Here is a 22,140-nt window from a genome sequence, read left to right on the forward strand (position 1 = left end):
TTCAGAGCATCCCGGCGGCGCGCACGGCCTGAACCGAAGGTCTCGCCTCCATCGCGTCGCGGAAGGCGATAATCCTGGGAAAGGCCCGGACATCAACCCCGTCCCCTTCCAGCCAGCTGCACACCACATAAAGATAGGCGTCTGCCAGCGAGAACGCCTCGCCCAGCACAAACGGCCCCCGCAGCCCGTTCGAGCAGATGTAGTCGCAAGAGGCGGTCATGGTCTGCGCGACCTTGTCCTTCATGTCCTTCCAGCTGGATTTCTTGTCGGCCCAGCGGTGCCCGCGCATCTTGTGGGCGTGGTTCACATGCATGGTTGAGGCAAGGTAATACATCACCTCACGCATCCGCGCCGCCATGATCGGATTTTCCGGGATCAATCCGGCCTGCGGTGCAATGGTGGCAATGTAGTCTAGCAACGCGCCCGTTTCGGTCAGAATCCCGCCGTCCACCACCAGAGCGGGCACGCGGCCTTTGGGGTTGATCTGCCGATAGGCCGGCTTGGTCTGCTCTCCGCCGGCAAAGTCCAACTGGATCGCCTCATAGTCCAGGCCGGCCTCTTCCAAAGCGATGGCCACGGCGACCGAGATCGTACGGGGGGCATAGTAAAGCTGCATCCGGGGGCTCCTTACAGGTGGGTCTGTGCGTATTGGCGGTCTGGCGCTTCCAGATGCGGAACGGCGTTGAACAGGACCGGGCTAAGCTGTGCGCCAATCGGGTGCAGACGATGCATTGACGTGTTCATGATGGCAAGCGCCACCCGCGCCATCGCCGGAATCTCCAGCCCCATTGCCTGACGCACCACCATCGAGATCAGCGCCCCCGAGGTCACGACAATCGCCGGGCCGCCCTCGGTTCCGATCTCGCGCAGGGCGTCGCTGACGCGGGTTTCGAACGCGTCAAACGTTTCCGGTGCGCCCGCGATCTCTCCGTTGGCCCAGGCTGTGAAGGTCCGCGGCAGGTGATCGACGAACCCCTCACGGTCGGTCGGGATCGCGATGCCGTGCTGCTGTTCATAGAGCTGCGCGATGGTGAAATATTCGATCTCATTCAGGCGCGGGTCGCGTATGGGATCGGGCAATCCCATGCTGGCTGCGGTTTCCACATGCCGCCGCAGGGTGCCGCAATAGACACGCGGATAATGCGCGCGCGTATCCTGCAGATGGCGCCCAAGCCAGCGCGCCTGCTGATGGCCCAGATCGCTGAGCTTGTCATAGCTTTCCTCGTCACGCGCGGCGGTGTTGGCCTGACCGTGACGCACCAGTGTGATATGTGACATGGCGCTCCCTCTTGGGGCGAAGTCTTAGGGCAGGTTGCAGGCCGGGGCCAGAGGCGTTCAGCGTCCAATTGTCAAAAATCCTTGGCGGTAAAAGCGGTGGCTTTACGCTCAACAGGAAGGTCTTAGAAAAATTGAGGTTGCGCAACGGAAAAAAGTTTCCTATTGGAAACATGAGAGCGGCATGCGGGTGTATACCACTAAGGCGACCCCGCCCTGCCTGCCATGACACAGGTCAAATTCGCAAGCCTGTTGACTTACGCAAAAGTCATGAGAGGCTGTGTTAAACCGTTTCTGTGCAGGGCAGGCTTTTGCGGCGCTCTGTGGCAACGGCTTAGGAAAGAACAGACCCATGACCGAGACGAAGCGCACACCCCTGTACGACCTGCATGTCGAACTTGGCGGTAAGATGGTTGATTTCGCGGGATGGGAGATGCCCGTTCAGTACCCTTTGGGGATCATGGGGGAACATAAGCAGTGCCGCGAAAAGGCCGCTTTGTTCGATGTCAGCCATATGGGTCAGGCGATCCTGCGCGGCGAGAATGTAGGCGAAAAGCTGGAATCGCTTTGCCCGCAGGCTTTTGCGACGTTGAAAGAGGGCAAGGCGCGGTACGGGTTCTTTACCAATGCGGACGGCGGGATCATGGATGATCTGATCGTGTCGAATGCGGGCGATCATTATTTCGTGGTGGTGAACGCAGCGCTGCGCCATCAGGACATTCCGCATATGCAGGCCCATCTGGATGGCGTCGAGGTGACCGAAATCTTCGACCGCGCGCTGGTTGCAGTGCAGGGACCGAAGGCTGAGGACGTGGTGGGCGACCTGTGCCCGGCGGCCCGCGATCTGACTTTCATGGAAACCACCGTGGCCGAGATCATGGGCGTCGAATGCCGCATCTCGCGCCTTGGTTACACAGGTGAAGACGGGTACGAGATTTCGATCCCCGAGGATAAGGCCATAGAGATCACCCGCGCCTTTCTTGATCATGACGATTGCGAACCGGCGGGTCTGGGCGCGCGCGACAGCCTGCGGCTGGAGGCGGGGCTTTGCCTATATGGCAATGACATCGACCAGAGCACCTCGCCGATTGAAGCGTCTCTGAGCTGGGCGATTCAGAAACGCCGCAAGGAAGAGGGTGGTTTTCCCGGCGCGGACCGTATCCAGAGGGAACTCGCCGAAGGCCCCGTGCGCAAGCTGGTGGGCATCAAGCCCGAGGGCCGCGCGCCTGCCCGTCAAGGCGTGGAAATCCAATGCGCCGAGGGCAATACCATCGGTGAAATCACCTCGGGCGGGTTTGGTCCGACGGCCGGCGGACCGGTTGCGATGGGCTATGTCGCGGCGGGACACACGGAACCGGGCGAGACCGTCAATCTGATCATCCGGGGCAAGCCGCAACCGGCGCAGATCGTGGCGCTGCCCTTCGTCACACAAAACTACAAGCGTTGAAGTCAGGAGAAAAACCCAATGGCAACCTATTATTCCGAAGAGCACGAGTGGATCGATGTTGACGGCGACACCGCCACTCTGGGCATCACCAAACACGCGGCGGAACAATTGGGCGATGTGGTCTTCGTTGAACAGCAAGAGGTTGGCGAAGAATTCGCCAAGGATGGCGAGATCGGCGTTATCGAATCCGTCAAGGCGGCCTCGGAACTCTATGCCCCCGTCGATGGTGAGATCACCGAAGTGAACGAAGCACTGGCCGACAATCCCGGCGCGCTGAATGAAGACCCCGAAGGTGAGGCATGGATCTACAAGATCAAGATCACCGACGCGTCTCAGCTGGAAGATCTGATGGATGAGGCCGGCTACAAGACCTTCATCGGTTAACTCTCACATTGGGGCCTTTTCATTGGGGCTCCGCCCGTTCGGGCCTGAAACTGTCCCCCGGACAGTTTCCAAGACGGCCCTCACTCCCCGCCGGAGGCATCTGTTACAGCGGCCCAGGCGGGACATTCCTTGAGGAGCGCAACACATGGCCTTCAAACTGACCGACTACGAAGCCTATGACTTCGCCAACCGCCGCCATATTGGTCCCAGCCCGACCGAGATGCGCGATATGCTCAAGGTGATCGGTTTCAAGACGCTGGACGCGCTGATCGACGCCACCGTTCCGCCGGCGATCCGCCAGAAGGACCCGCTGGACTGGGGTCCCGCGATGACCGAGCGTGATGCTCTCTTCCACATGAAAGAAGTGGCGAGCAAGAACACCGTTCTGACCTCGCTGATCGGTCAGGGCTATTACGGCACCACAACGCCCGCGCCGATCCTGCGCAACACTCTGGAAAACCCGGCTTGGTACACCGCTTATACGCCCTATCAGCCCGAGATCAGCCAAGGCCGACTTGAAGCTCTCCTGAACTTCCAGACAATGGTAAGCGATCTGACCGGTCTGGATGTGGCGAACGCGTCCTTGCTGGACGAAGCCACCGCCGCGGCCGAAGCCATGGCGATGGCCAAGCGCGGCGGCCGGTCCAAGGCCAACAACGCGGCGTTCTTTGTCGACCGCAACTGCCACCCGCAAACCATCGCGGTGATCAAAACCCGGGCTGAGCCTCTGGGCATCGACGTGCAGGTGGGTGTCCCCGATCAACTGGATGCAGGCGCGGTCTTTGGCGCGATCTTCCAGTATCCCGGCACCCATGGTCATGTACGCGACTTCACCGCCGAGATCGCAGCGCTGCACGAACACAAAGCCATCGCCATCGTCGCTGCCGACATCCTGTCGCTGGCGCTGCTGAAGTCACCGGGTGAGATGGGCGCGGATATTGCCATCGGCTCGACCCAACGGTTTGGCGTTCCGATGGGCTATGGCGGGCCGCACGCGGCCTATATGGCGACCACCGACAAGCTGAAACGCGCCATGCCGGGCCGGATCATCGGCGTCAGCATCGACAGCCGCGGCAACAAGGCTTATCGCCTCGCCCTGCAGACCCGCGAGCAGCACATTCGCCGCGAAAAGGCGAACTCGAACGTCTGCACCGCACAGGCGCTGCTGGCCGTCATCGCCTCGATGTATGCCGTGTACCACGGTCCCGATGGCATCAAGGCTATCGCGCAATCGGTGCACCGCAAGACATCACGCCTGGCCGCTGGTCTGGAAGAGGCGGGTTTTTCGGTCGAACCCGAAGTGTTCTTTGACACCATCACGGTCGAAGTCGGCCATTTGCAGAAAACGGTCATGGAGGCCGCCGTCGCCCGGGGCGTCAACCTGCGCAAGGTCGGTGATACGAAAGTGGGCATCAGCCTCGATGAGCAGACCCGCGCTGAAACCATCGAGGCTGTCTGGGGGGCCTTTGGCATCGACCGTCAGGATGACAGTTCGAACGTGGCCTATCGCCTGCCGGATTACGCCCTGCGCGAGACGCCCTATCTGACCCACCCGATCTTCCACAAGAACCGGGCCGAGGCCGAGATGACCCGCTATATGCGTCGTCTGGCCGACCGCGATCTGGCGCTGGACCGGGCGATGATCCCGCTGGGGTCCTGCACCATGAAGCTGAACGCGACCATTGAGATGATCCCGGTCACTTGGCCCGAGTTCGGCAACCTGCACCCGTTCTGCCCCGAAGATCAGGCGCAGGGCTATCACGAGATGATTGCCGATCTGAACGACAAGCTGTGCCAGATCACGGGCTATGACGCGATCAGCCAGCAACCCAACTCGGGCGCGCAGGGCGAATACGCAGGGCTGCTGACCATCCGCAACTATCACGTCGCCCGCGGCGAAGGGCACCGCAATGTCTGCCTGATCCCGACCTCGGCCCATGGCACCAACCCGGCCTCGGCGCAGATGGTGGGCTGGCAGGTGGTGCCGGTGCAGTCGGATGAGAATGGCAATATCGACCTGAATGACTTCCGTGCCAAGGCCGAGAAGCACTCGGGCCATCTGGCCGGATGCATGATTACCTATCCCTCGACCCATGGCGTGTTTGAGACCACCGTCCAGGAGGTCTGCCAGATCACCCATGACCACGGCGGTCAGGTCTATATCGACGGCGCCAACATGAACGCCATGGTCGGCCTGTCGCGTCCCGGCGACATTGGCGGTGACGTCAGCCACCTGAACCTGCACAAGACCTTCTGCATCCCCCATGGCGGTGGTGGCCCCGGCATGGGCCCCATCGGCGTCAAGGCGCATCTGGAGGAACATCTGCCCGGCCACCCGGAATACGGCACCGCCGTGGGCCCGGTCTCGGCAGCGCCCTTCGGCTCGCCTTCGATCCTGCCGGTCAGCTGGGCTTATGTGCTGCTGATGGGCGGCGCGGGTCTGACGCAGGCGACCAAGGTGGCGATCCTGAACGCCAACTACATCGCGGCCCGTCTGCAGGACGCCTATCCGATCCTCTACACCTCCGAGTCCGGACGTGTGGCGCATGAATGCATCCTCGACACACGGCCTTTGGATGCCGAGGCGCATGTCACTGTGGATGACGTGGCCAAGCGTCTGGTCGACTCAGGCTTCCACGCGCCCACCATGTCCTGGCCCGTGGCAGGCACCCTGATGGTGGAACCCACCGAATCTGAGCCCAAGGACGAGCTGGACCGCTTCTGCGACGCCATGCTGTCCATCCGGGCCGAGGCGCAGGACATTATCGACGGCAAGATCGACGCGGAAAACAACCCGCTGAAGAACGCCCCCCACACGGTGCGCGATCTGGTCGGCGACTGGGATCGCCCCTATAGCCGCGAACAAGCCTGTTTCCCTCCGGGGTCGATGGGTGTCGACAAATACTGGTCGCCGGTGAACCGCGTCGATAACGCATACGGAGACCGCAATCTTGTCTGCACATGCCCACCGATGTCGGAATATGAGGAAGCCGCTGAATAAAGACGCTACAAACCCCGCCGCTAAACCGGCGGGGTTTTTCGCCAATCGGAAACCTGTGTTCCGATTTGTAACCCGTTTCCGTGTCGTTTTCTGCGCGACTTGGGTCTTTTTTGCTTGCTGCGCCTGTAATCGCCCCATACCCCTGTAGGTGGGACACCCCTCCCCAACGAGGGGCGTGTATCTGGAAGGGTAATACAGATGACAAAAGAACAACCGGTGTCGCGCGACGCCGCGCGCAAACCTGAACTGCGGCCGACGAATCCGCGTTTTTCCTCGGGCCCATGTGCCAAACCCCCCACATTTGAGCTGTCTAAACTGGCCGATGCCGCGCTGGGCCGGTCGCACCGTGCGGCTGTCGGCAAGGACAAGCTGAAAGCGGCCATCGAAGGCACGCGCGAGGTGCTGGGCATTCCGGCGGACTATAAGATCGGTATCGTTCCCGCCTCGGATACTGGCGCGGTTGAGATGGCGCTGTGGTCGCTGCTGGGCGAACGCAAGGTTGAAATGCTGGCCTGGGAAAGCTTCGGCGCGGGCTGGGTCACGGACGTGGTCAAGCAGTTGAAGATCGACGCCGAGGTGAAAACGGCAGAGTATGGGCAGATCGTTGATCTGGCCTCGGTCGATTTCGCCAATGATGTCGTGTTTACTTGGAACGGCACCACCTCGGGTGTGCGGGTTCCCAACGGTGACTGGATCGCGGATGACCGTCAGGGTCTGACGATTTGTGATGCGACCTCGGCCGCGTTTGCGATGGACCTGCCGTGGGACAAGCTGGATGTGACCACGTTCAGCTGGCAGAAAGTGCTGGGCGGAGAGGCCGCGCATGGGATGCTGATCCTCAGCCCCCGCGCTGTTGAGCGGTTGGAAAGCTATACCCCCGCATGGCCGCTGCCCAAGATTTTCCGCCTGACAAAGGGCGGCAAGCTGATCGACGGTATCTTTACCGGGGCCACGATCAACACGCCCTCGATGCTGGCGGTCGAGGATTATCTGTTTGCGCTGGACTGGGCGCGCTCGGTCGGTGGGTTGCAGGGCCTGATTGCCCGCGCAGATGCCAATGCTGGTGCGGTTCATGCCTTTTGCGATCAAAACGACTGGATCGCCAATCTGGCCGAGGATGCGGCGACGCAGTCGAACACGTCCGTCTGCCTGAAATTCACCGATCCGCGCATTCAGGATGGTGCGACATTCGCCAAGGCCGTGGCCAAACGGCTTGAGGCTGAGAATATCGCGCTGGACATTGGGGCCTATCGCGACGCTCCTGCGGGTTTGCGCATCTGGTGTGGCGGCACGGTCGAGACCTCGGACATTCAGGCCATGCTGCCCTGGTTGGCCTGGGCCTTTGAGGCCGAGATCGCTGCGCAATCGGCAGCCGCCTGACAAGATTTTTCGACGAAAAATCTGGGCCCGCCTGTGGCCCGGACATCTCCCTATAGTTCAAGGACCAGAGATATGGCCCCCAAAGTACTCGTATCTGACAAGCTCAGCGAAACCGCCGTGCAGATTTTCCGCGATCGCGGCATTGATGTGGATTTCATGCCCGATCTGGGCAAGGACAAAGACAAACTGGTCGAGGTGATCGGCCAGTATGACGGCCTCGCCATCCGCTCGGCCACAAAGGTCACGCCGACCCTGTTGGAGAAAGCCGACAATCTGAAAGTGATCGGTCGCGCCGGGATCGGCACCGACAATGTCGACAAGGAAGCGGCCTCGAAGAAAGGTGTGATCGTGATGAACACGCCTTTTGGCAACATGATCACCACCGCCGAACACGCCATCGCGATGATGTTCGCCGTGGCGCGGCAAATCCCCGAGGCCAGCACCTCGACCCATGCGGGTAAGTGGGAAAAGTCCAAGTTCATGGGGATCGAACTGACCAACAAGACGCTGGGTGTGATCGGTGCTGGCAACATTGGCGGCATTGTTTGCGAGCGTGCGCTGGGGCTGAAGATGAAGGTCGTCGCATATGACCCTTATCTGAGCGAAGAGAAAGCCGACAAGATGGGTGTTGAAAAGGTTGAGCTGGATGAACTCTTGTCTCGCGCCGATTTCATCACCCTGCACGTGCCGTTGACGGACCAGACCCGCAACATCCTGAGCCGCGAAAACCTGGCCAAGACCAAACCCGGTGTGCGCATCGTCAACTGTGCCCGTGGCGGTCTGGTTGACGAAGAGGCGCTGGCCGAGATGCTGCAATCCGGTCACGTCGCCGGCGCGGCCTTTGACGTGTTCAGCGAGGAACCGGCCAAAGAAAACGCCCTGTTCAACCTGCCCAACGTAGTCTGCACCCCTCACCTTGGGGCGGCCACGACTGAGGCGCAGGAAAACGTGGCGCTGCAGGTGGCCGAGCAGATCTCGAATTATCTGCTGACCGGGGCGGTGGAAAACGCGCTGAACATGCCCAGCGTGACGGCGGAAGAGGCCAAGGTCATGGGCCCCTGGATCAAGCTGGCCGGTCATCTTGGCAGCTTTATCGGCCAGATGACGGATGAACCGATCAAGGCGATCAACATCCTCTATGATGGTGTTGCGGCCGAGATGAACCTGGCGGCGCTGAATTGTTCGGTCGTCGCGGGGATCATGAAAAAGTTCAACCCCGAGGTGAACATGGTCTCGGCCCCGGTTGTCGCGAAAGAGCGCGGCATCCAGATCTCGACCACCAATCAGGACAAAACCGGCGTCTTTGACGGCTATATCAAGGTCACAGTTGTCACCACCAAGCGTGAGCGGTCAATCGCGGGCACCGTGTTCAGCGACGGCAAGCCGCGCTTTATCCAGATCAAAGGCATTACAATCGATGCCGAGGTGGGCGCGCATATGCTCTATACCACCAACGAAGATGTGCCGGGCATCATCGGTGCGCTGGGTCAGACGATGGGCGAGAACGACGTGAACATCGCCAACTTTACCCTTGGCCGGTCCGGGGCCGGGGGCGAGGCCATTGCGCTGCTATATGTCGACGAGCCGGTCCCGGCCGAGGCACGGGCCAAGCTGGCCGAGACGGGTTTGTTCACCCAGATCAAGCCGCTGGAATTTGACGTCGCCTGACCTGCGGTGTTGGAATTCTGAGACTCTTCTTACCCGCGTCCCCCAGGGCGCGGGTATTTGCTTTTCTACCCCCGTCATTCGCGGCACAAACGGGGCAATCGTTTCGCCCAAGGATTTCTCATGACCTCCCCCATCTATGCCATTGGTGACATCCACGGCCAGCTGAGCATGCTGGAGAACGCCCTGCGCCTGATCGAACAGGATGGAGGGTCGGACGCGCGGGTTGTGTTTCTGGGCGACTATGTGGATCGCGGACCAGACAGCCGGGGTGTTCTGGACCTGTTGGTCGAAGGTCAACGCGCCGGGCGCAACTGGGTGATGGTCAAGGGCAACCACGACCGGATGATGGCCCGGTTCGTGCAGGACTGCGAGATTGCCGATAGCCATCTGCCCGTTACGCTCAGCTGGCTGCATCCGCGTTTGGGCGGGCGCGAGACACTGGCCTCATACTGGGTGGATGTCACTGACAATGATCGTATTGTCAACGTTCATCAACGCGCGGTTGATGCTGTTCCGCCGCAGCATCTGGATTTCCTCAACGCGCTGCCGAACTACCACCAAGAGGGCGAATTGCTGTTTGTTCACGCGGGTATCCGACCGGGCCTTCCGCTGGAACAACAATCCGAGAATGACCTGATCTGGATTCGCAACGAGTTTCTGATCGAAGCCGCCCCGCATCCGTGGCTGGTTGTCCATGGTCACACTCCCGTCGATCAGGCCGAGCATTGCGGCAATCGCGTCAATCTGGACACAGGTGCAGGGTATGGCCACCCGTTGGCCACGGCTGTTTTCGTAGGGCGTAAGAGCTGGCTTTTGACCCCGACCGGACGCGTGCCGCTCAGGTAAAGAGCTCGGAGAAACGCTCGCGCAGGGCGTTTTTCTGCACCTTGCCCATGGTGTTGCGGGGCAGTTCGTTCACAACGATCAGCTTTCGGGGATGTTTGAACCGGGCCAGTGCGTTTTGCACATTGGCCAGAATGGCCCCGGGGTCCGGGGTCTGCCCCGGTGAGGGCACCAGAATGCCCACGGGGGTTTCGCCGAAATCCGGGTGCGGCACGCCGATCACCGCGCTTTCCAGCACGCCGGGCTGGTCATCCAGCAGCAGTTCGATTTCTTTGGGATAGATGTTGTAGCCGCCCGAAATGATCAGATCCTTGCCGCGCCCGACGATATGGACATAACCGTCCGCATCCACCCGCCCCAGATCACCGGTGATGAAGAACCCGTCCGGGCGCAGCTCGGCGGCTGTCTTCTCGGGCATTTGCCAATAGCCTTTGAACACGTTCGGGCCGCGCACCTCGATCATGCCGATCTCGCCCTGCGGCAGCACATCGCCGGTTTCGGGATCGGTCACTTTCAATTCAACGTCCGGCAAGGGGAAGCCGACTGTGCCCGCGCGGCGTTCACCCTCGTAGGGGTTCGAGGTGTTCATGTTGGTTTCGGTCATCCCATAGCGTTCAAGGATGCGGTGGCCGGTGCGGGATTCAAACCGCTCATGGGTTTCTGCCAGCAAAGGGGCCGAGCCCGAGATGAACAGCCGCATATGCCGCGCGAGATTGCCGGTAAAGCGCGCATCCCCCAGCAAGCGGGTGTAAAAGGTTGGGACCCCCATCATCGAGGTCGCCTGCGGCATCAGGCGCAGCATGTCATCAAGATCGAACTTCGGCAGAAAGATCATCGACCCGCCCGCGGCCAACACCACGTTGGTCGCCACGAACAGCCCGTGCGTGTGGAAAATCGGCAGGGCGTGCAGCAGCGCGTCATCGGCTGTGAACCGCCATTCCCGCACCAGCGTTTCCGCATTCGACAAAAGGTTGGCCTGCGTCAGCATCGCGCCTTTGGACCGACCGGTGGTGCCCGAGGTGTACAGGAACGCAGCCAGATCATCCTCAGTGCGGCGCACGGGTTCGAACGCGGGAAGCATGCCCAAAGACCGCCGCATCAGACTGCCTGACCCATCGGCGTTCAGTGTCTCTAACCTTGCGTTTTGCGCGGCAGCGATCGGGGTCAGCCCCTTGGCCTTGGTGTCATCGCAGACGACCAGCTTGGCGCCGCTGTTTTCGATGAAATACTGCAACTCGGCTGTCGTGTAGCCGGTGTTCAATGGCAAAAAGATCAGCCCGGTCTGCGCGCAGGCCGCGTACAATGCCAGCGCCTGAGGGGATTTTTCCACCTGAACGGCCACCCGTTCGCCCGGTTCCAATTCATACCCGGTTAAGGCATTGGCGATCTGTGCGGCCATATCCAGAAACGCGGCATGGGTCAGGGTCTGACCATCCGGCAGATGCAGGAACGGGGTATCCTTGCCCGCATGAATGCCAAACAGCCGGTCATAAAGCGGGTTGCCCATATCGTCCTTCCTTTACGCCTGTTTCAAAGCCGAATCTGGATCGGATCAACCTGTTGGTAAAGCGGAAATCGGGGGCAGGTCTAGAATTGCGTCGTCATCCGGTAGCCTGCCGCGAAATACATCTTGGCAAAGGTCACAGGCTGGCCTTGCAGCCAGGTGATCCGCTCGCCGGTGAAGACAGGTTCACCCTCTGGCACGTCCAGAAACCCGGCGACCGTGGCATCGGCGCGGCTGGCCAGAAAGCTCAGCTCGACATTGGTGAAGGGTACGGTCTGGATCAGCCATTCATTGGGGCCGATTGCCGTGAAATCCGCCTGTTCCACCTGCGGGACCGAGGCGGTGACGATCCAGCGATCCTCATACTGAAACGGGGTGTTGCCGTTGAAATGCATGCAGCGCACATGCACCACGCTCTGCCCCGGTTGCAGCGCCAGACGGGCGCTTAGCCATTCGGGCGCAGTTTCGGTGCCCGATGACACCAGCGCATAGCGATAGGTGCCGCCAAGCGCCTCAACCTCATCGCGGACCATGGGGATGGTGAACCGCGCCTGCCGCTGAGGCGCGCTGAGCACGCGGGTTCCGGCCTTGCGGCGGCGTTCCAGATAGCCCTCCTCGGCCAGTTCGCGCATCGCCCGGTTGACCGTCGTGCGGGTGCACGAGAACTCGACCGCAAGCTCCTGTTCGTTGGGTAGCAGCGTGTCGGGCTGCCATTCGCCCGACCGGATACGCTCCAGAACGGTGTGCTTGATGTCTTTGTAGCTGGTGGTCTCGGTGGATTGGGGCATGGTGTAGCTCTAGACCGAGGCCAGCAGCTCTGCAATTGCAGACCGATAGGCAGGGATGATCCGGTCACGCGCGACATGGCGACCCTGTTTGACCACATGCCGCCCGGCCGACCACAAATCAGTGACCAGCCCGTCGGGCGCTGCAAAGCACAGCCCGTCCAGCAGTTGGTCATCTCGCAAGGCGCAAAGGGACGGGTGGGTCCGGTCAAATGCCACCAGATCGGCCAGTTTCCCCTCGGCGATCTCACCGGCATCGCGACCCAACGCCTGCGCGCCGCCCTGTGCTGCGCCGGTATACAGGGCGTGGCCGACGGACCCCTCGCCATTGACCAGAACCGCGCGCTGCTGGTCGCGCAGGCGCTGGGAATATTCCAGCATGCGCAGCTCTTCGGGCAGCGAAATTCTGACATTAGAGTCTGACCCAACGCCGAACCGCCCCCCGTCGGCGATGTACTGCGCGCCGTTGAAGATGCCATCGCCCAGATTGGCCTCGGTGATTGGGCAAAGTCCCGCAACGGCGCCTGATTGGGCCACAGCGCGTGTTTCTGCGTCGGTCATGTGGGTCGCGTGGATCAGACACCATCGCTGGTCCACCGGCGCATTGTTCAGCAGCCATTCGACTGGGCGTTGACCGAGTGCCTGCTGCACGTCGGCGATTTCCTTCACCTGTTCCGCAATGTGGATATGGACCGGCCCGTCAGGCGTGGCGTCCAGAGCCTCGGTCAGGTCCGCAGGAGAGGTGGCCCGCAGGGAATGTGGCGCAATACCTAGATTAGAGTCTGTTTCCGGCAAGTTGGCACGACATTCATCGACCAGTTTAAGAAACCGATCCACATCATTGCCAAAACGCAGCTGGCCGCCCGCCAACCCCTCCTGTCCGACACCGCCATAGGTGTAAAGGACCGGCAGGTGCGTCAGGCCAATCCCCGTCTCCTGCGCGGCGGCAAAGATGTGCTGGCTGAGTTCCGACAGCTGCGCATAGGGCGCGCCACCGGGTTGGTGATGGACATAGTGAAACTCACCGACCGAGGCATATCCGGCCTCCTGCATCTCCATGAACACCAGCGCGGCGATGGCCTGTATCTGCTCGGGCGTCAGGCGGTCGAGAAAGCGGTACATCAGGTCGCGCCATGTCCAAAAGCTCTCGCGCCCGGCGGCGCGGGTTTCGGTCATCCCCGCCATCGCGCGCTGAAAGGCGTGGCTATGCAGGTTCCCAAGGGCCGGCAACAGGACGTCAACACGCAGGTCATCGGGCAAAGCGCCGACACCTGTTTCAAGATCACGGATACGTCCCTGATCGATCCGCAGCCGAACATCCTGAATCCAGTCAGAGCCTATCAAGGCGGTTTTGGCGTGAATCAACATACCACTTCCAATTTGTATAGACTTTATACTTTTACACATATACGAAAAAATCAAACAAGAGGGGAGCGGAAAAGAATCGCCATGACCCAAAGAAAGGTCCTGACCAGCGCTGCGATGGCCACGATGCGGCAAGGCGGTACGCCTTATGGCCTCTGCCCGGATGCGGCGATTGCCATTGACGGAACCGACATTGCTTGGTCGGGCGCGCGGTGCGACTTGCCTGCCGATTATACCGATTGGCCTATGACCGATTTCGGCGCGCGTCTGATCACGCCAGCCCTGATCGATGCCCATACGCATGTGGTCTTTGGCGGCAATCGCGCGGCCGAGTTTGAGATGCGCCTGAACGGGGCCTCATACGAAGACATCGCGCGGGCAGGCGGGGGTATTCTATCCACGGTCAATGCAACGCGGTCCGCGACCGAAGATGAGCTGCTGAGTGACGCGCTGACCCGGGTTGATGCACTGTTGGCCGAAGGGGTCAGCACGATTGAGGTCAAATCCGGCTATGGTCTGGACACCGAGACCGAGCTGAAGATGCTGCGCGTGGCCCGCCGGATTGCCCGGATACGCCCGGTGCACATAAAGACCAGCTTCCTGGGGGCCCATGCGGTGCCGCCCGAATTCTCGGGCAAGGCGGACGATTACATCCGGGATGTCTGTATCCCGACCTTGCGGCAGGCCGATGCTGAGGGGTTGGTGGATGCGGTGGACGGGTTCTGTGAGGGTATCGCCTTTACTCCCCCCCAGATCGCTCAAGTTTTCGATGTGGCGCAGGAGTTGGGCCTGCCCGTCAAACTGCATGCCGAGCAATTGTCCAACCTGGGCGGTGCGCGACTGGCGGCGTCTTACGGGGCGCTGTCCGCCGATCACATCGAGTATCTGGATGCCGATGGCGTATCGGCCATGGCCGAGGCCGGAACATCCGCTGTTTTGCTGCCGGGCGCCTTCTATACGCTACGCGAAACGCAGGTGCCACCAGTTGACCTGTTGCGCCAACACAATGTGCCTTTGGTGCTGGCCACGGATTGCAACCCCGGCTCGTCCCCGCTGACCTCGCTGTTGCTGACGATGAACATGGGCTGCACCCTGTTCCGCCTGACGCCCGAAGAGGCCCTGGCCGGTGTCACACGCAACGCGGCCCTTGCGCTGGGGCTTGGCGATACAGGCTCTATTACGAAGGGAAAGCGGGCTGATCTGGCTGTCTGGGACGTGGACCACCCTGCCGAACTGTCCTATCGCGTTGGCTTCAACCCCCTGCACAAACGTATCTTCGGAGGTGCAGTATGACGTCTCTGTCTTTACAACCCGGCCATGTGTCACTGGGTCAATTGGCGAGGGTCTATTGGGACCAGACGCCGGTGACTTTGGACCCGTCCTGCAAGCCTGCGGTTGAGGCTGCGGCGCAGCGTATCCAGACCGCCGCGCAGGGGGATGCGCCGGTCTATGGCGTCAATACGGGCTTTGGCAAACTGGCCAGTCACAAGATCGCGCCCGCTGATACCTCGACCCTGCAGCGCAACCTGATCCTCAGCCATTGTTGCGGGGTCGGCCCGGCGGTGCCCCGACGGGTGACGCGTTTGATGATGACGCTCAAGCTGCTGTCCTTTGGGCGCGGTGCGTCCGGCGTGCGGTGGGAACTGATCGAACTGCTGCAGCAGATGCTGGCCAAAGGGGTCACGCCAGTGATCCCGGCGCAGGGATCGGTCGGCGCGTCGGGTGATCTGGCGCCGCTGGCCCATATGACCGCCGTTGTGATCGGGGCAGGTGAGGCCGAGGTAAACGGACAGACCCTGCCGGGCGAACAGGCGTTGAAATCAACCGGTTTAGAGCCTATTCAGCTAGGCCCGAAAGAGGGTCTGGCCTTCATCAACGGCACGCAGTTTTCAACCGCCTTTGCCTTGGCGGGACTGTTTGAATCGTGGCGTGCAGCGCAGAACGCGCTGGTGATCTCGGCCTTGTCCACGGATGCGATTATGGGGTCCACGGCCCCGTTGCAGCCCGAAATTCACACCCTGCGCGGCCATCGCGGCCAGACCGAGGCCGCCAGTGCCATGCGGGCAACCCTGGCCGGGTCCGAGATACGTGAAAGCCATCGCGACGGGGATACTCGGGTGCAGGACCCGTATTGCATCCGCTGTCAGCCTCAGGTCACCGGGGCGGCGATGGATGTGATGCGCCAAGCGGCGATGACGCTTGAGATCGAGGCCAACGCCGCCACCGACAATCCCTTGGTCTTGACCGAAGCCGGGGCCATCGTATCGGGCGGAAATTTCCATGCCGAGCCAGTGGGCTTTGCCGCCGACATGATCGCGCTGGCCCTGTCCGAGATCGGTGCGATTGCCCAACGGCGCATCGCGCTGATGGTGGATCCCGCGCTCAGCTTTGATCTGCCGCCCTTCCTGACCCCTGATCCGGGTCTGAATTCGGGCCTGATGATCGCCGAAGTCACCGCCGCCGCGCTGATGAGCGAGAACAAGCATCTGGCCAACCCTTGCGTGACGGACAGCACGCCCACGTCGGCCAACCAAGAGGATCACGTCTCGATGGCCGCCCACGGGGCGCGGCGTCTGAGCCGGATGGTCGAGAATCTGAGTTATATTCTGGGGGTCGAACTGCTTTGTGCCGCGCAGGGGGTGGAATTCCGAGCGCCTTTGACCACAAGCGGCCCGTTGCAGCAGGTTATCGCCCGGCTGCGGGCCGACATTCCCGCACTGAACGAAGATCGCTATCTGGCGCCTGAGTTGGAAATTGCGAAAACACTGGTATCGGACGGGGCCGTTCTGGCCGCTGTTGGCACACCTCTGCCGGAGCTGATGTGATGCAGGTGGTCAGCGTCGCGCGCGGCGATAGCCCGATCGTGCTGGGCCAGCCCCACGGCGGTACTTTTGTGCCAGATGGTATTGCGGCCCGGCTGAACTGGGCGGGGCGGGCGCTGGCGGATACGGATTGGCACATAAACAGGCTCTATCATGGGCTTTTGGGCTGTGTGACGGTGGTGCAATCCCACATCCATCGCTATGTCATCGATGCCAACCGCGATCCCAACGGGGTCTCGCTCTATCCCGGGCAGAACACCACGACGCTGGTGCCGTCGACCGATTTTGACGGGCAGCCGATCTGGCAGGACGGGCAGGAACCCTCAGATGATGAGGTCGCGCAGCGCAGACTGGCCTATCACGCCCCCTATCACGCGGCCCTGTCCGAAGAGTTGCAGCGCGTCCGTGACCGTCACGGCGTGGCGATTCTGTTCGATTGCCACTCGATCCGCAGCCACATTCCGTTTCTGTTTGAAGGCACTTTGCCTGACCTGAATATCGGCACGGATGGAGGCGTGACTTGTGCGCCAAAAATCGAGTCTATTACAGGAGATTTGGCAGCCTCATCCCCCTATAGCACCGTTCTGAACGGTCGATTCCGGGGCGGCTGGACAACGCGCCACTATGGCCGTCCAGCCGACGGGGTGCACGCCATTCAGATGGAACTGGCGCAATCCACCTATTTGTCCTCGGAGGCCGCGCCCTGGGGCTATGACGCCGCCAAGGCCAACCAACTACGCCCCTGGCTGCGCGATATTCTGATTGCCATCCAAGACACTGCATTGGAGCTGACAGCATGACCGATCCTCGCAAGAACACCCGTGACGTCTATCCGCCCACCGGCACCGAGCTGAACGCCAAAAGCTGGCTGACCGAGGCCCCTTTGCGGATGCTGATGAACAACCTGCACCCCGATGTGGCCGAGAACCCGCATGAGCTGGTGGTCTATGGCGGGATCGGGCGTGCCGCGCGCACGTGGAAGGATTTTGACACGATCGTGGCCGGTTTGAAGGATCTGGAAGAGGATGAGACCCTGATCGTCCAATCCGGCAAGCCGGTGGCCATCATCCGCACCCATAAGGACGCGCCACGCGTGCTGATCGCGAATTCGAACCTCGTGCCGCATTGGGCGACCTGGGATCACTTCAATGAGCTCGATAAGAAGGGTCTTATGATGTACGGCCAGATGACCGCTGGCTCTTGGATTTACATCGGCACGCAGGGCATCGTGCAGGGCACCTATGAGACCTTTGCCGAGGCCGGGCGTCAACACTATGGCGGCGATCTGACCGGCAAGTGGATTCTGACCGGAGGTCTGGGCGGCATGGGCGGTGCTCAGCCGCTGGCGGCGGTGTTTGCCGGGGCCAGTTGTCTGGCAGTTGAATGCAACCCGGACAGCATCGATTTCCGCCTGCGCACCAAATATCTGGATGAAAAAGCCGAAACGCTGGACGAAGCTCTGGCCATGATCGACCGCTGGACCAAGGCGGGCGAGGCGAAATCGGTGGGTTTGCTGGGGAACGCGGCTGAGGTCTTCCCCGAAATCTACCGTCGCATGGCCGCAGGCGGCATACGCCCGGACATCGTCACCGATCAGACCAGCGCCCATGATCCGATCAACGGCTATCTCCCGCTGGGATGGTCGATGGCGGATTGGCGGGAAAAACGGGAAACAGACCCTAAAGCAGTGGAAAAGGCCGCACGCGCGTCGATGAAACAGCATGTGGCCGCAATGGTCGATTTCTGGAACGCGGGCGTTCCGACGCTGGATTACGGCAACAACATCCGTCAGGTGGCGCAGGATGAGGGGTTGGAAAGCGCCTTTGCCTTCCCCGGTTTCGTGCCTGCCTATATCCGTCCGCTCTTCTGTAAGGGGATCGGCCCGTTCCGCTGGTGTGCTTTGTCCGGCGACCCCGAGGACATTTACAAAACAGACGCCAAGATGAAGGAGCTGTTCCCCGAGAACGAGCACCTGCACCGCTGGCTGGACATGGCGCAGGACCGCATTGCATTTCAGGGCCTGCCAGCGCGGATTTGCTGGATCGGGCTGGGCGACCGTCACCGCGCCGGGCTGGCCTTTAACGAGATGGTTGCAAATGGCGAGCTGAAAGCGCCGGTTGTGATTGGGCGGGACCATCTGGACAGCGGCTCGGTCGCCAGCCCAAACCGCGAGACCGAGGCGATGCTGGATGGCTCGGACGCGGTCAGCGACTGGCCTCTGCTGAATGCGCTGATCAACACGGCCAGCGGGGCGACCTGGGTGTCGCTGCATCACGGTGGTGGTGTCGGCATGGGGTTCAGCCAGCACGCGGGCGTGGTGATCTGCGCCGATGGCACCGAGGACGCCGCGCGGCGGTTGGAGCGGGTGTTGTGGAACGATCCGGCCTCGGGCGTATGGCGGCATGCGGATGCGGGGTACGAGGTCGCCAAGGATTGCGCCCGCGCGCATGGGTTACGCCTGCCGGGCATTCTTGGCTAAGTGTCTCTGGTGAATTGGCCCTCTCTGCGCTATGCGCAGGGAACCCCCGCAGGAGACCGACCATGTACGTAGCCACTTTGTTGACCGACCCAAACACGCCAAAGCTGGATGAGGCTTTGGTCGAGACGCTGTGCAACGCCTGGGGCGGGTCTGAGCCGGTCTGGTTGAGCGAAAACGAGGCTGCAGAATTCCGGTTTCCCGAAAAGACCGACAACCAGTGGGAGGTGTGGGCCGAACTGCAATTGCTTGAGGTCGATCTGATCGTTCAGCCTCTTGGCAAGCGCCGCAAGCTGATGCTGCTGGCCGATATGGACAGCACCATGATCCGGCAGGAATGCATTGATGAATTGGCCGATGAGGCCGGTGTCGGTGACCGCGTCAAAGAGATCACCGCCCGCGCCATGAACGGTGAGCTGGATTTCGAAGGCGCGCTGATCGAACGGGTCGGGTTGCTGAAAGGGCTGGATGAGGCAGTGATCGGCAAGGTGCTTGAGGAACGTATCACGCTGATGCCGGGCGGTCGGGAATTGGTGACCACGATGCGCGTGAATGGCGGCTACGCGGCGCTCGTATCCGGCGGGTTCACGGCTTTTACCGCCAATGTGGCGGAGCAATTGGGCTTTAACGAAAACCGCGCCAACACGCTGCTGGCCGAGAACGGTAAACTGACCGGCGATGTGCAGCGGCCGATTCTGGGCAAACAGGCCAAGGTGGATGCGTTGGAACAGATCACCAAACGTCTTGGTCTTTCCGAGGATGACGTTCTGGCCGTGGGCGACGGGGCCAATGATCTGGGCATGTTGGGTCGGGCCGGAACTGGGGTTGCGCTGCACGCCAAGCCCTCGGTCGCGCGGCAATGCGATATTCGCGTGAACTATGGCGATCTGACCGCATTGCTGTACTTGCAGGGCTATTCCCGCGCGGCGTTTGCGGACGTCTGACACAAAGCTCTTTCTCTTGGGGCTTTCTTTTATTTAACAAAAATGTTAAACAGTGGTCATGAACACGCTTCTGACCGCTTTCTCGGCCTTGTCCGATGCCACCCGATTCTCAATCGTTGAGCAGTTGATGCAGGACGGGGAATTGCCAGTAAGTGAGTTGATCGAAGGCCGCGGCATGTCCGGTGCCGCGATCTCGCGCCATCTGAAGCTGCTGCGTGAGGCGGGTCTGGTTCAGCAACGGGTGCACGGCAGCCAGCGGATGTATTCCATCCGGTCCGAGGGGCTGCGGGCAATTGCCGAATGGACCATCTCGAAACGGCAATTCTGGGAAAGCAGTCTGGATCGTCTTGCCGACGCAATCGAAAGGGAAAATTCATGGCCGACCTGAAACTGGAACGCACGTTCCCGACCAGCCCGGAAAACCTGTTTGCCTGGATCAGTGACGGCGCAAAGCTGCTGCAATGGTGGGGCCCCGAAGGGATGCATGTGCCAGAGCATGATCTGAATTTCTCGCGCTTAGGGCCGTGGTATTCGGTCATGGTGAATGGGGAGGGGCAGCGATTCAAAGTCTCGGGCCACGTCACCCATGTCGATCCGCCCAATTCGGTTGGGTTCACCTGGGGCTGGCATGACGAAAACGACCAGCGCGGTACGGAAAGCCATGTCACGCTGACAGTCACCGCAACAGCGACGGGTGCAAAACTGGTTCTGGACCATCGCGATCTTGCCGATGCCGAGGTCGCCGGGAACCACAAACAGGGTTGGACCTCGTCACTGCGCAAGCTCGAAGCTCAGTTTTAAGGATTTCATCACGGAGGACGACAATGCCCCAATTTCTGTTTGTCTATCACGGCGGTCACACCCCAACCGATCCAGCCGAAATCGAAGCCACCATGGCCGCATGGGGCGCGTGGTTTCAGAACATGGGGCCAGCGCTGGACATCCCCGGCAACCCGGTCGGCCAGTCCTATACGGTCAGCGCAGATGGCGTTGTCGACAATGGCGGTGCAAACCCGGCCTCGGGCTTTACCGTCATCAAGGCCGACAGTATCGATGCCGCGACCGAGATGGCCAAGGGGTGCCCCATGGTCGTGAACGGCTCTGGCTCGGTCGAGGTGGCCGAGGTCCATCCGATCGAGATGTAGCCTTAAACAGGAAACCCCGGCGCAGGGCGGATCACGCCGCATTCCAGCCCGCGGCGGCTGTATTGCGTGGCGTTCATGAATTTGAGTGTGGCCGGGTGATCCGCCTCTAACACGCCCAGATGTACCAAAAGGGCCGCAATGGCGCATTCGCTGGCGCGGGTGGTGCCATCGGTGATTTTCAACGCAATGCCCATGCGTTTTTCCGGCAGGATGGCGACGAAAACAGCCTCGGCCCCGGTTTTGATCGCGGCGCGGCCATCCATGGCGCGCATCAGCTCGGTACAGGCGCGGGTTTCCCCTGCGACCAGCTCGGGGTGTTTGATCATTGCGGCGGTCAGTTGCTGTGCCGCGTCGCTGGCCCGGTCCGACCGATCCGCAGCGCCGGCAAACCACGCCATCGACCGCGCAAGGCCAACCAGCGAGGTTGCAAAGTTCGGCGCGGAACAGCCGTCGATCCCATAGGCGGGGCTGGTCTCACCGCTGGTCTCTTCTAACGCGGACAGGCAGGCTTGTTGCACCGGGTGATCGATCTCAAGGTATTCCGGCCCCGCGCCCATATGCTGAGCCACGGTCAGAAAGCCGCAATGCTTGCCCGAACAGTTGTTGTGGATCTGGCAGGGCGTGTCGTCGGCCAGAATAAGCCCGTCGCGCGCCGCCATGTCCTGTGGCTCTTGCGGGCCGCAGCGCAGGTCGGGTTCGGACAAGCCCAGATGGTCAAGCCAGGCCGACACACGATCTGTGTGGATATGCGCGCCACTATGCGAGGCGCAGGCCAGCGCCAGATGTTCCGAATTCAGCCCATACTTGGCCGCCGCGCCCGAGGTGATCAGCGGCAGTGCCTGGATCATCTTGGCCGAGGATCGTGGATAGATCACCGCGTCTGGATCGCCCCAGCTTTGCACGATCTGGCCGCTGTCATCGCAGATCACCGCATGGCCCAGATGCAGGCTTTCCAGCAGGGGCCCGCGCCATAGTTCTGTCATTGGTACCGGCTGCGTCATCTGGCCCCTCCTGAATATGCGCAAAATTCTGCCAATCGCCCTTTCGCCTGTGGCGAAACCTGCGTTAGTGTGTGTATGTCGACAATCATCGGAATACGCA

20 protein-coding genes are annotated in these 22,140 nt (G+C 61.2%); 14 read left to right on the top strand and 6 right to left on the bottom strand.

The window, feature by feature from the left end; all coding sequences use genetic code 11:
- Position 1: 1 nt before the first annotated feature.
- Positions 2-616, bottom strand: a complete 615-nt coding sequence (locus tag ACRZ94_RS11930; RefSeq protein ID WP_480797426.1) for a glutathione S-transferase family protein — start codon at positions 614-616, stop codon at positions 2-4.
- Between the two features lie 11 nt (positions 617-627).
- Positions 628-1,278 carry a histidine phosphatase family protein gene (locus ACRZ94_RS11935; RefSeq protein WP_480653558.1) on the bottom strand — a complete coding sequence of 217 codons (651 nt, stop codon included), beginning with the start codon at positions 1,276-1,278 and terminating at the stop codon, positions 628-630.
- 349 nt (positions 1,279-1,627) lie between these two features.
- On the opposite strand from ACRZ94_RS11935, the gene gcvT reads away from it, so the two are divergent.
- The 6 genes from gcvT to ACRZ94_RS11965 all read left to right on the top strand — a co-directional run bounded on the left by gcvT (position 1,628) and on the right by ACRZ94_RS11965 (position 10,001).
- A complete protein-coding gene (gene gcvT, locus ACRZ94_RS11940; RefSeq protein WP_480797427.1) occupies positions 1,628-2,722 on the top strand; it encodes a glycine cleavage system aminomethyltransferase GcvT in 1,095 nt (364 codons plus the stop codon).
- A gap of 18 nt (positions 2,723-2,740) precedes the next feature.
- Positions 2,741-3,106 (top strand): glycine cleavage system protein GcvH, encoded by a 366-nt coding sequence (gcvH, locus tag ACRZ94_RS11945; RefSeq protein ID WP_480653562.1) that lies wholly within the window; start codon positions 2,741-2,743, stop codon positions 3,104-3,106.
- Positions 3,107-3,251: 145 nt separating this feature from the next.
- Entirely contained in the window at positions 3,252-6,107 is a 2,856-nt protein-coding gene (gcvP, locus tag ACRZ94_RS11950; protein WP_480797428.1) for an aminomethyl-transferring glycine dehydrogenase, read from the top strand.
- Positions 6,108-6,305: 198 nt separating this feature from the next.
- Complete coding sequence (locus ACRZ94_RS11955) at positions 6,306-7,487, top strand: phosphoserine transaminase (protein ID WP_480797429.1); 1,182 nt, start codon at positions 6,306-6,308, stop codon at positions 7,485-7,487.
- 72 nt (positions 7,488-7,559) lie between these two features.
- A complete protein-coding gene (gene serA / locus ACRZ94_RS11960) occupies positions 7,560-9,155 on the top strand; it encodes a phosphoglycerate dehydrogenase (protein WP_480653567.1) in 1,596 nt (531 codons plus the stop codon).
- Positions 9,156-9,275: 120 nt separating this feature from the next.
- Positions 9,276-10,001, top strand: coding sequence for a metallophosphoesterase family protein (locus ACRZ94_RS11965; protein ID WP_480653569.1), 726 nt, complete (start codon positions 9,276-9,278; stop codon positions 9,999-10,001).
- Here the strand turns inward: ACRZ94_RS11965 and ACRZ94_RS11970 are convergent.
- The 3 genes from ACRZ94_RS11970 to ACRZ94_RS11980 form a co-directional block, all read right to left on the bottom strand.
- Entirely contained in the window at positions 9,994-11,505 is a 1,512-nt protein-coding gene (locus tag ACRZ94_RS11970; protein WP_480653571.1) for a malonate--CoA ligase, read from the bottom strand. The genes ACRZ94_RS11965 and ACRZ94_RS11970 overlap by 8 nt on opposite strands.
- Before the next feature lie 80 nt (positions 11,506-11,585).
- The gene (locus tag ACRZ94_RS11975; protein WP_480653573.1) at positions 11,586-12,290 is read right to left on the bottom strand and encodes a UTRA domain-containing protein; all 705 of its coding nucleotides are present in this window, start codon (positions 12,288-12,290) and stop codon (positions 11,586-11,588) included.
- Positions 12,291-12,299: 9 nt separating this feature from the next.
- The gene (locus ACRZ94_RS11980; RefSeq protein WP_480797430.1) at positions 12,300-13,655 is read right to left on the bottom strand and encodes a formimidoylglutamate deiminase; all 1,356 of its coding nucleotides are present in this window, start codon (positions 13,653-13,655) and stop codon (positions 12,300-12,302) included.
- Positions 13,656-13,736: 81 nt separating this feature from the next.
- On the opposite strand from ACRZ94_RS11980, the gene hutI reads away from it, so the two are divergent.
- From hutI to ACRZ94_RS12020, 8 genes are all read left to right on the top strand, one after another.
- Positions 13,737-14,945, top strand: a complete 1,209-nt coding sequence (gene hutI / locus ACRZ94_RS11985) for an imidazolonepropionase (protein ID WP_480653577.1) — start codon at positions 13,737-13,739, stop codon at positions 14,943-14,945.
- A complete protein-coding gene (hutH, locus tag ACRZ94_RS11990) occupies positions 14,942-16,477 on the top strand; it encodes a histidine ammonia-lyase (protein WP_480653579.1) in 1,536 nt (511 codons plus the stop codon). The genes hutI and hutH overlap by 4 nt, the downstream gene beginning before the upstream one ends.
- Complete coding sequence (hutG, locus tag ACRZ94_RS11995) at positions 16,477-17,274, top strand: N-formylglutamate deformylase (protein ID WP_480653581.1); 798 nt, start codon at positions 16,477-16,479, stop codon at positions 17,272-17,274. Before hutH ends, hutG begins: the two co-directional genes overlap by 1 nt.
- On the top strand, positions 17,271-18,953 hold the full coding sequence (gene hutU, locus ACRZ94_RS12000; RefSeq protein ID WP_480797431.1) for a urocanate hydratase: 1,683 nt from the start codon (positions 17,271-17,273) through the stop codon (positions 18,951-18,953). The genes hutG and hutU overlap by 4 nt, the downstream gene beginning before the upstream one ends.
- A 62-nt stretch (positions 18,954-19,015) precedes the next feature.
- Positions 19,016-19,894: a phosphoserine phosphatase SerB gene (gene serB, locus ACRZ94_RS12005; protein ID WP_480653585.1), complete on the top strand. Its 879-nt coding sequence runs from the start codon at positions 19,016-19,018 to the stop codon at positions 19,892-19,894.
- A gap of 58 nt (positions 19,895-19,952) precedes the next feature.
- On the top strand, positions 19,953-20,282 hold the full coding sequence (locus tag ACRZ94_RS12010) for an ArsR/SmtB family transcription factor (protein ID WP_480653587.1): 330 nt from the start codon (positions 19,953-19,955) through the stop codon (positions 20,280-20,282).
- Positions 20,270-20,695: an SRPBCC family protein gene (locus ACRZ94_RS12015; RefSeq protein WP_480797432.1), complete on the top strand. Its 426-nt coding sequence runs from the start codon at positions 20,270-20,272 to the stop codon at positions 20,693-20,695. Before ACRZ94_RS12010 ends, ACRZ94_RS12015 begins: the two co-directional genes overlap by 13 nt.
- A 23-nt stretch (positions 20,696-20,718) precedes the next feature.
- Positions 20,719-21,039, top strand: a complete 321-nt coding sequence (locus tag ACRZ94_RS12020; protein ID WP_480797433.1) for a YciI family protein — start codon at positions 20,719-20,721, stop codon at positions 21,037-21,039.
- Between the two features lie 2 nt (positions 21,040-21,041).
- On the opposite strand, the gene ACRZ94_RS12025 is transcribed toward ACRZ94_RS12020, so the two are convergent.
- Entirely contained in the window at positions 21,042-22,040 is a 999-nt protein-coding gene (locus ACRZ94_RS12025; RefSeq protein WP_480797434.1) for an asparaginase, read from the bottom strand.
- Between the last annotated feature and the right edge of the window lie 100 nt (positions 22,041-22,140).

The sequence above is a fragment of the Ruegeria sp. CH10 genome (assembly GCF_056537125.1).

Excerpts from the sequence above, each read along its gene's own strand:
- ACRZ94_RS11975 (WP_480653573.1), bottom strand. The coding sequence starts at position 12,290 with ATGCCCCAATCCACCGAGACCACCAGCTACAAAGACATCAAGCACACC.
- hutH (WP_480653579.1), top strand. The coding sequence starts at position 14,942 with ATGACGTCTCTGTCTTTACAACCCGGCCATGTGTCACTGGGTCAATTG.
- gcvP (WP_480797428.1), top strand. The coding sequence starts at position 3,252 with ATGGCCTTCAAACTGACCGACTACGAAGCCTATGACTTCGCCAACCGC.
- ACRZ94_RS12020 (WP_480797433.1), top strand. The coding sequence starts at position 20,719 with ATGCCCCAATTTCTGTTTGTCTATCACGGCGGTCACACCCCAACCGAT.
- ACRZ94_RS12015 (WP_480797432.1), top strand. The coding sequence starts at position 20,270 with ATGGCCGACCTGAAACTGGAACGCACGTTCCCGACCAGCCCGGAAAAC.
- ACRZ94_RS12025 (WP_480797434.1), bottom strand. The coding sequence starts at position 22,040 with ATGACGCAGCCGGTACCAATGACAGAACTATGGCGCGGGCCCCTGCTG.
- ACRZ94_RS11970 (WP_480653571.1), bottom strand. The coding sequence starts at position 11,505 with ATGGGCAACCCGCTTTATGACCGGCTGTTTGGCATTCATGCGGGCAAG.
- hutU (WP_480797431.1), top strand. The coding sequence starts at position 17,271 with ATGACCGATCCTCGCAAGAACACCCGTGACGTCTATCCGCCCACCGGC.
- gcvH (WP_480653562.1), top strand. The coding sequence starts at position 2,741 with ATGGCAACCTATTATTCCGAAGAGCACGAGTGGATCGATGTTGACGGC.
- ACRZ94_RS11955 (WP_480797429.1), top strand. The coding sequence starts at position 6,306 with ATGACAAAAGAACAACCGGTGTCGCGCGACGCCGCGCGCAAACCTGAA.
- serB (WP_480653585.1), top strand. The coding sequence starts at position 19,016 with ATGTACGTAGCCACTTTGTTGACCGACCCAAACACGCCAAAGCTGGAT.
- ACRZ94_RS11965 (WP_480653569.1), top strand. The coding sequence starts at position 9,276 with ATGACCTCCCCCATCTATGCCATTGGTGACATCCACGGCCAGCTGAGC.
- ACRZ94_RS11980 (WP_480797430.1), bottom strand. The coding sequence starts at position 13,655 with ATGTTGATTCACGCCAAAACCGCCTTGATAGGCTCTGACTGGATTCAG.
- hutI (WP_480653577.1), top strand. The coding sequence starts at position 13,737 with ATGACCCAAAGAAAGGTCCTGACCAGCGCTGCGATGGCCACGATGCGG.
- serA (WP_480653567.1), top strand. The coding sequence starts at position 7,560 with ATGGCCCCCAAAGTACTCGTATCTGACAAGCTCAGCGAAACCGCCGTG.
- ACRZ94_RS12010 (WP_480653587.1), top strand. The coding sequence starts at position 19,953 with ATGAACACGCTTCTGACCGCTTTCTCGGCCTTGTCCGATGCCACCCGA.
- hutG (WP_480653581.1), top strand. The coding sequence starts at position 16,477 with ATGCAGGTGGTCAGCGTCGCGCGCGGCGATAGCCCGATCGTGCTGGGC.
- gcvT (WP_480797427.1), top strand. The coding sequence starts at position 1,628 with ATGACCGAGACGAAGCGCACACCCCTGTACGACCTGCATGTCGAACTT.
- ACRZ94_RS11930 (WP_480797426.1), bottom strand. The coding sequence starts at position 616 with ATGCAGCTTTACTATGCCCCCCGTACGATCTCGGTCGCCGTGGCCATC.
- ACRZ94_RS11935 (WP_480653558.1), bottom strand. The coding sequence starts at position 1,278 with ATGTCACATATCACACTGGTGCGTCACGGTCAGGCCAACACCGCCGCG.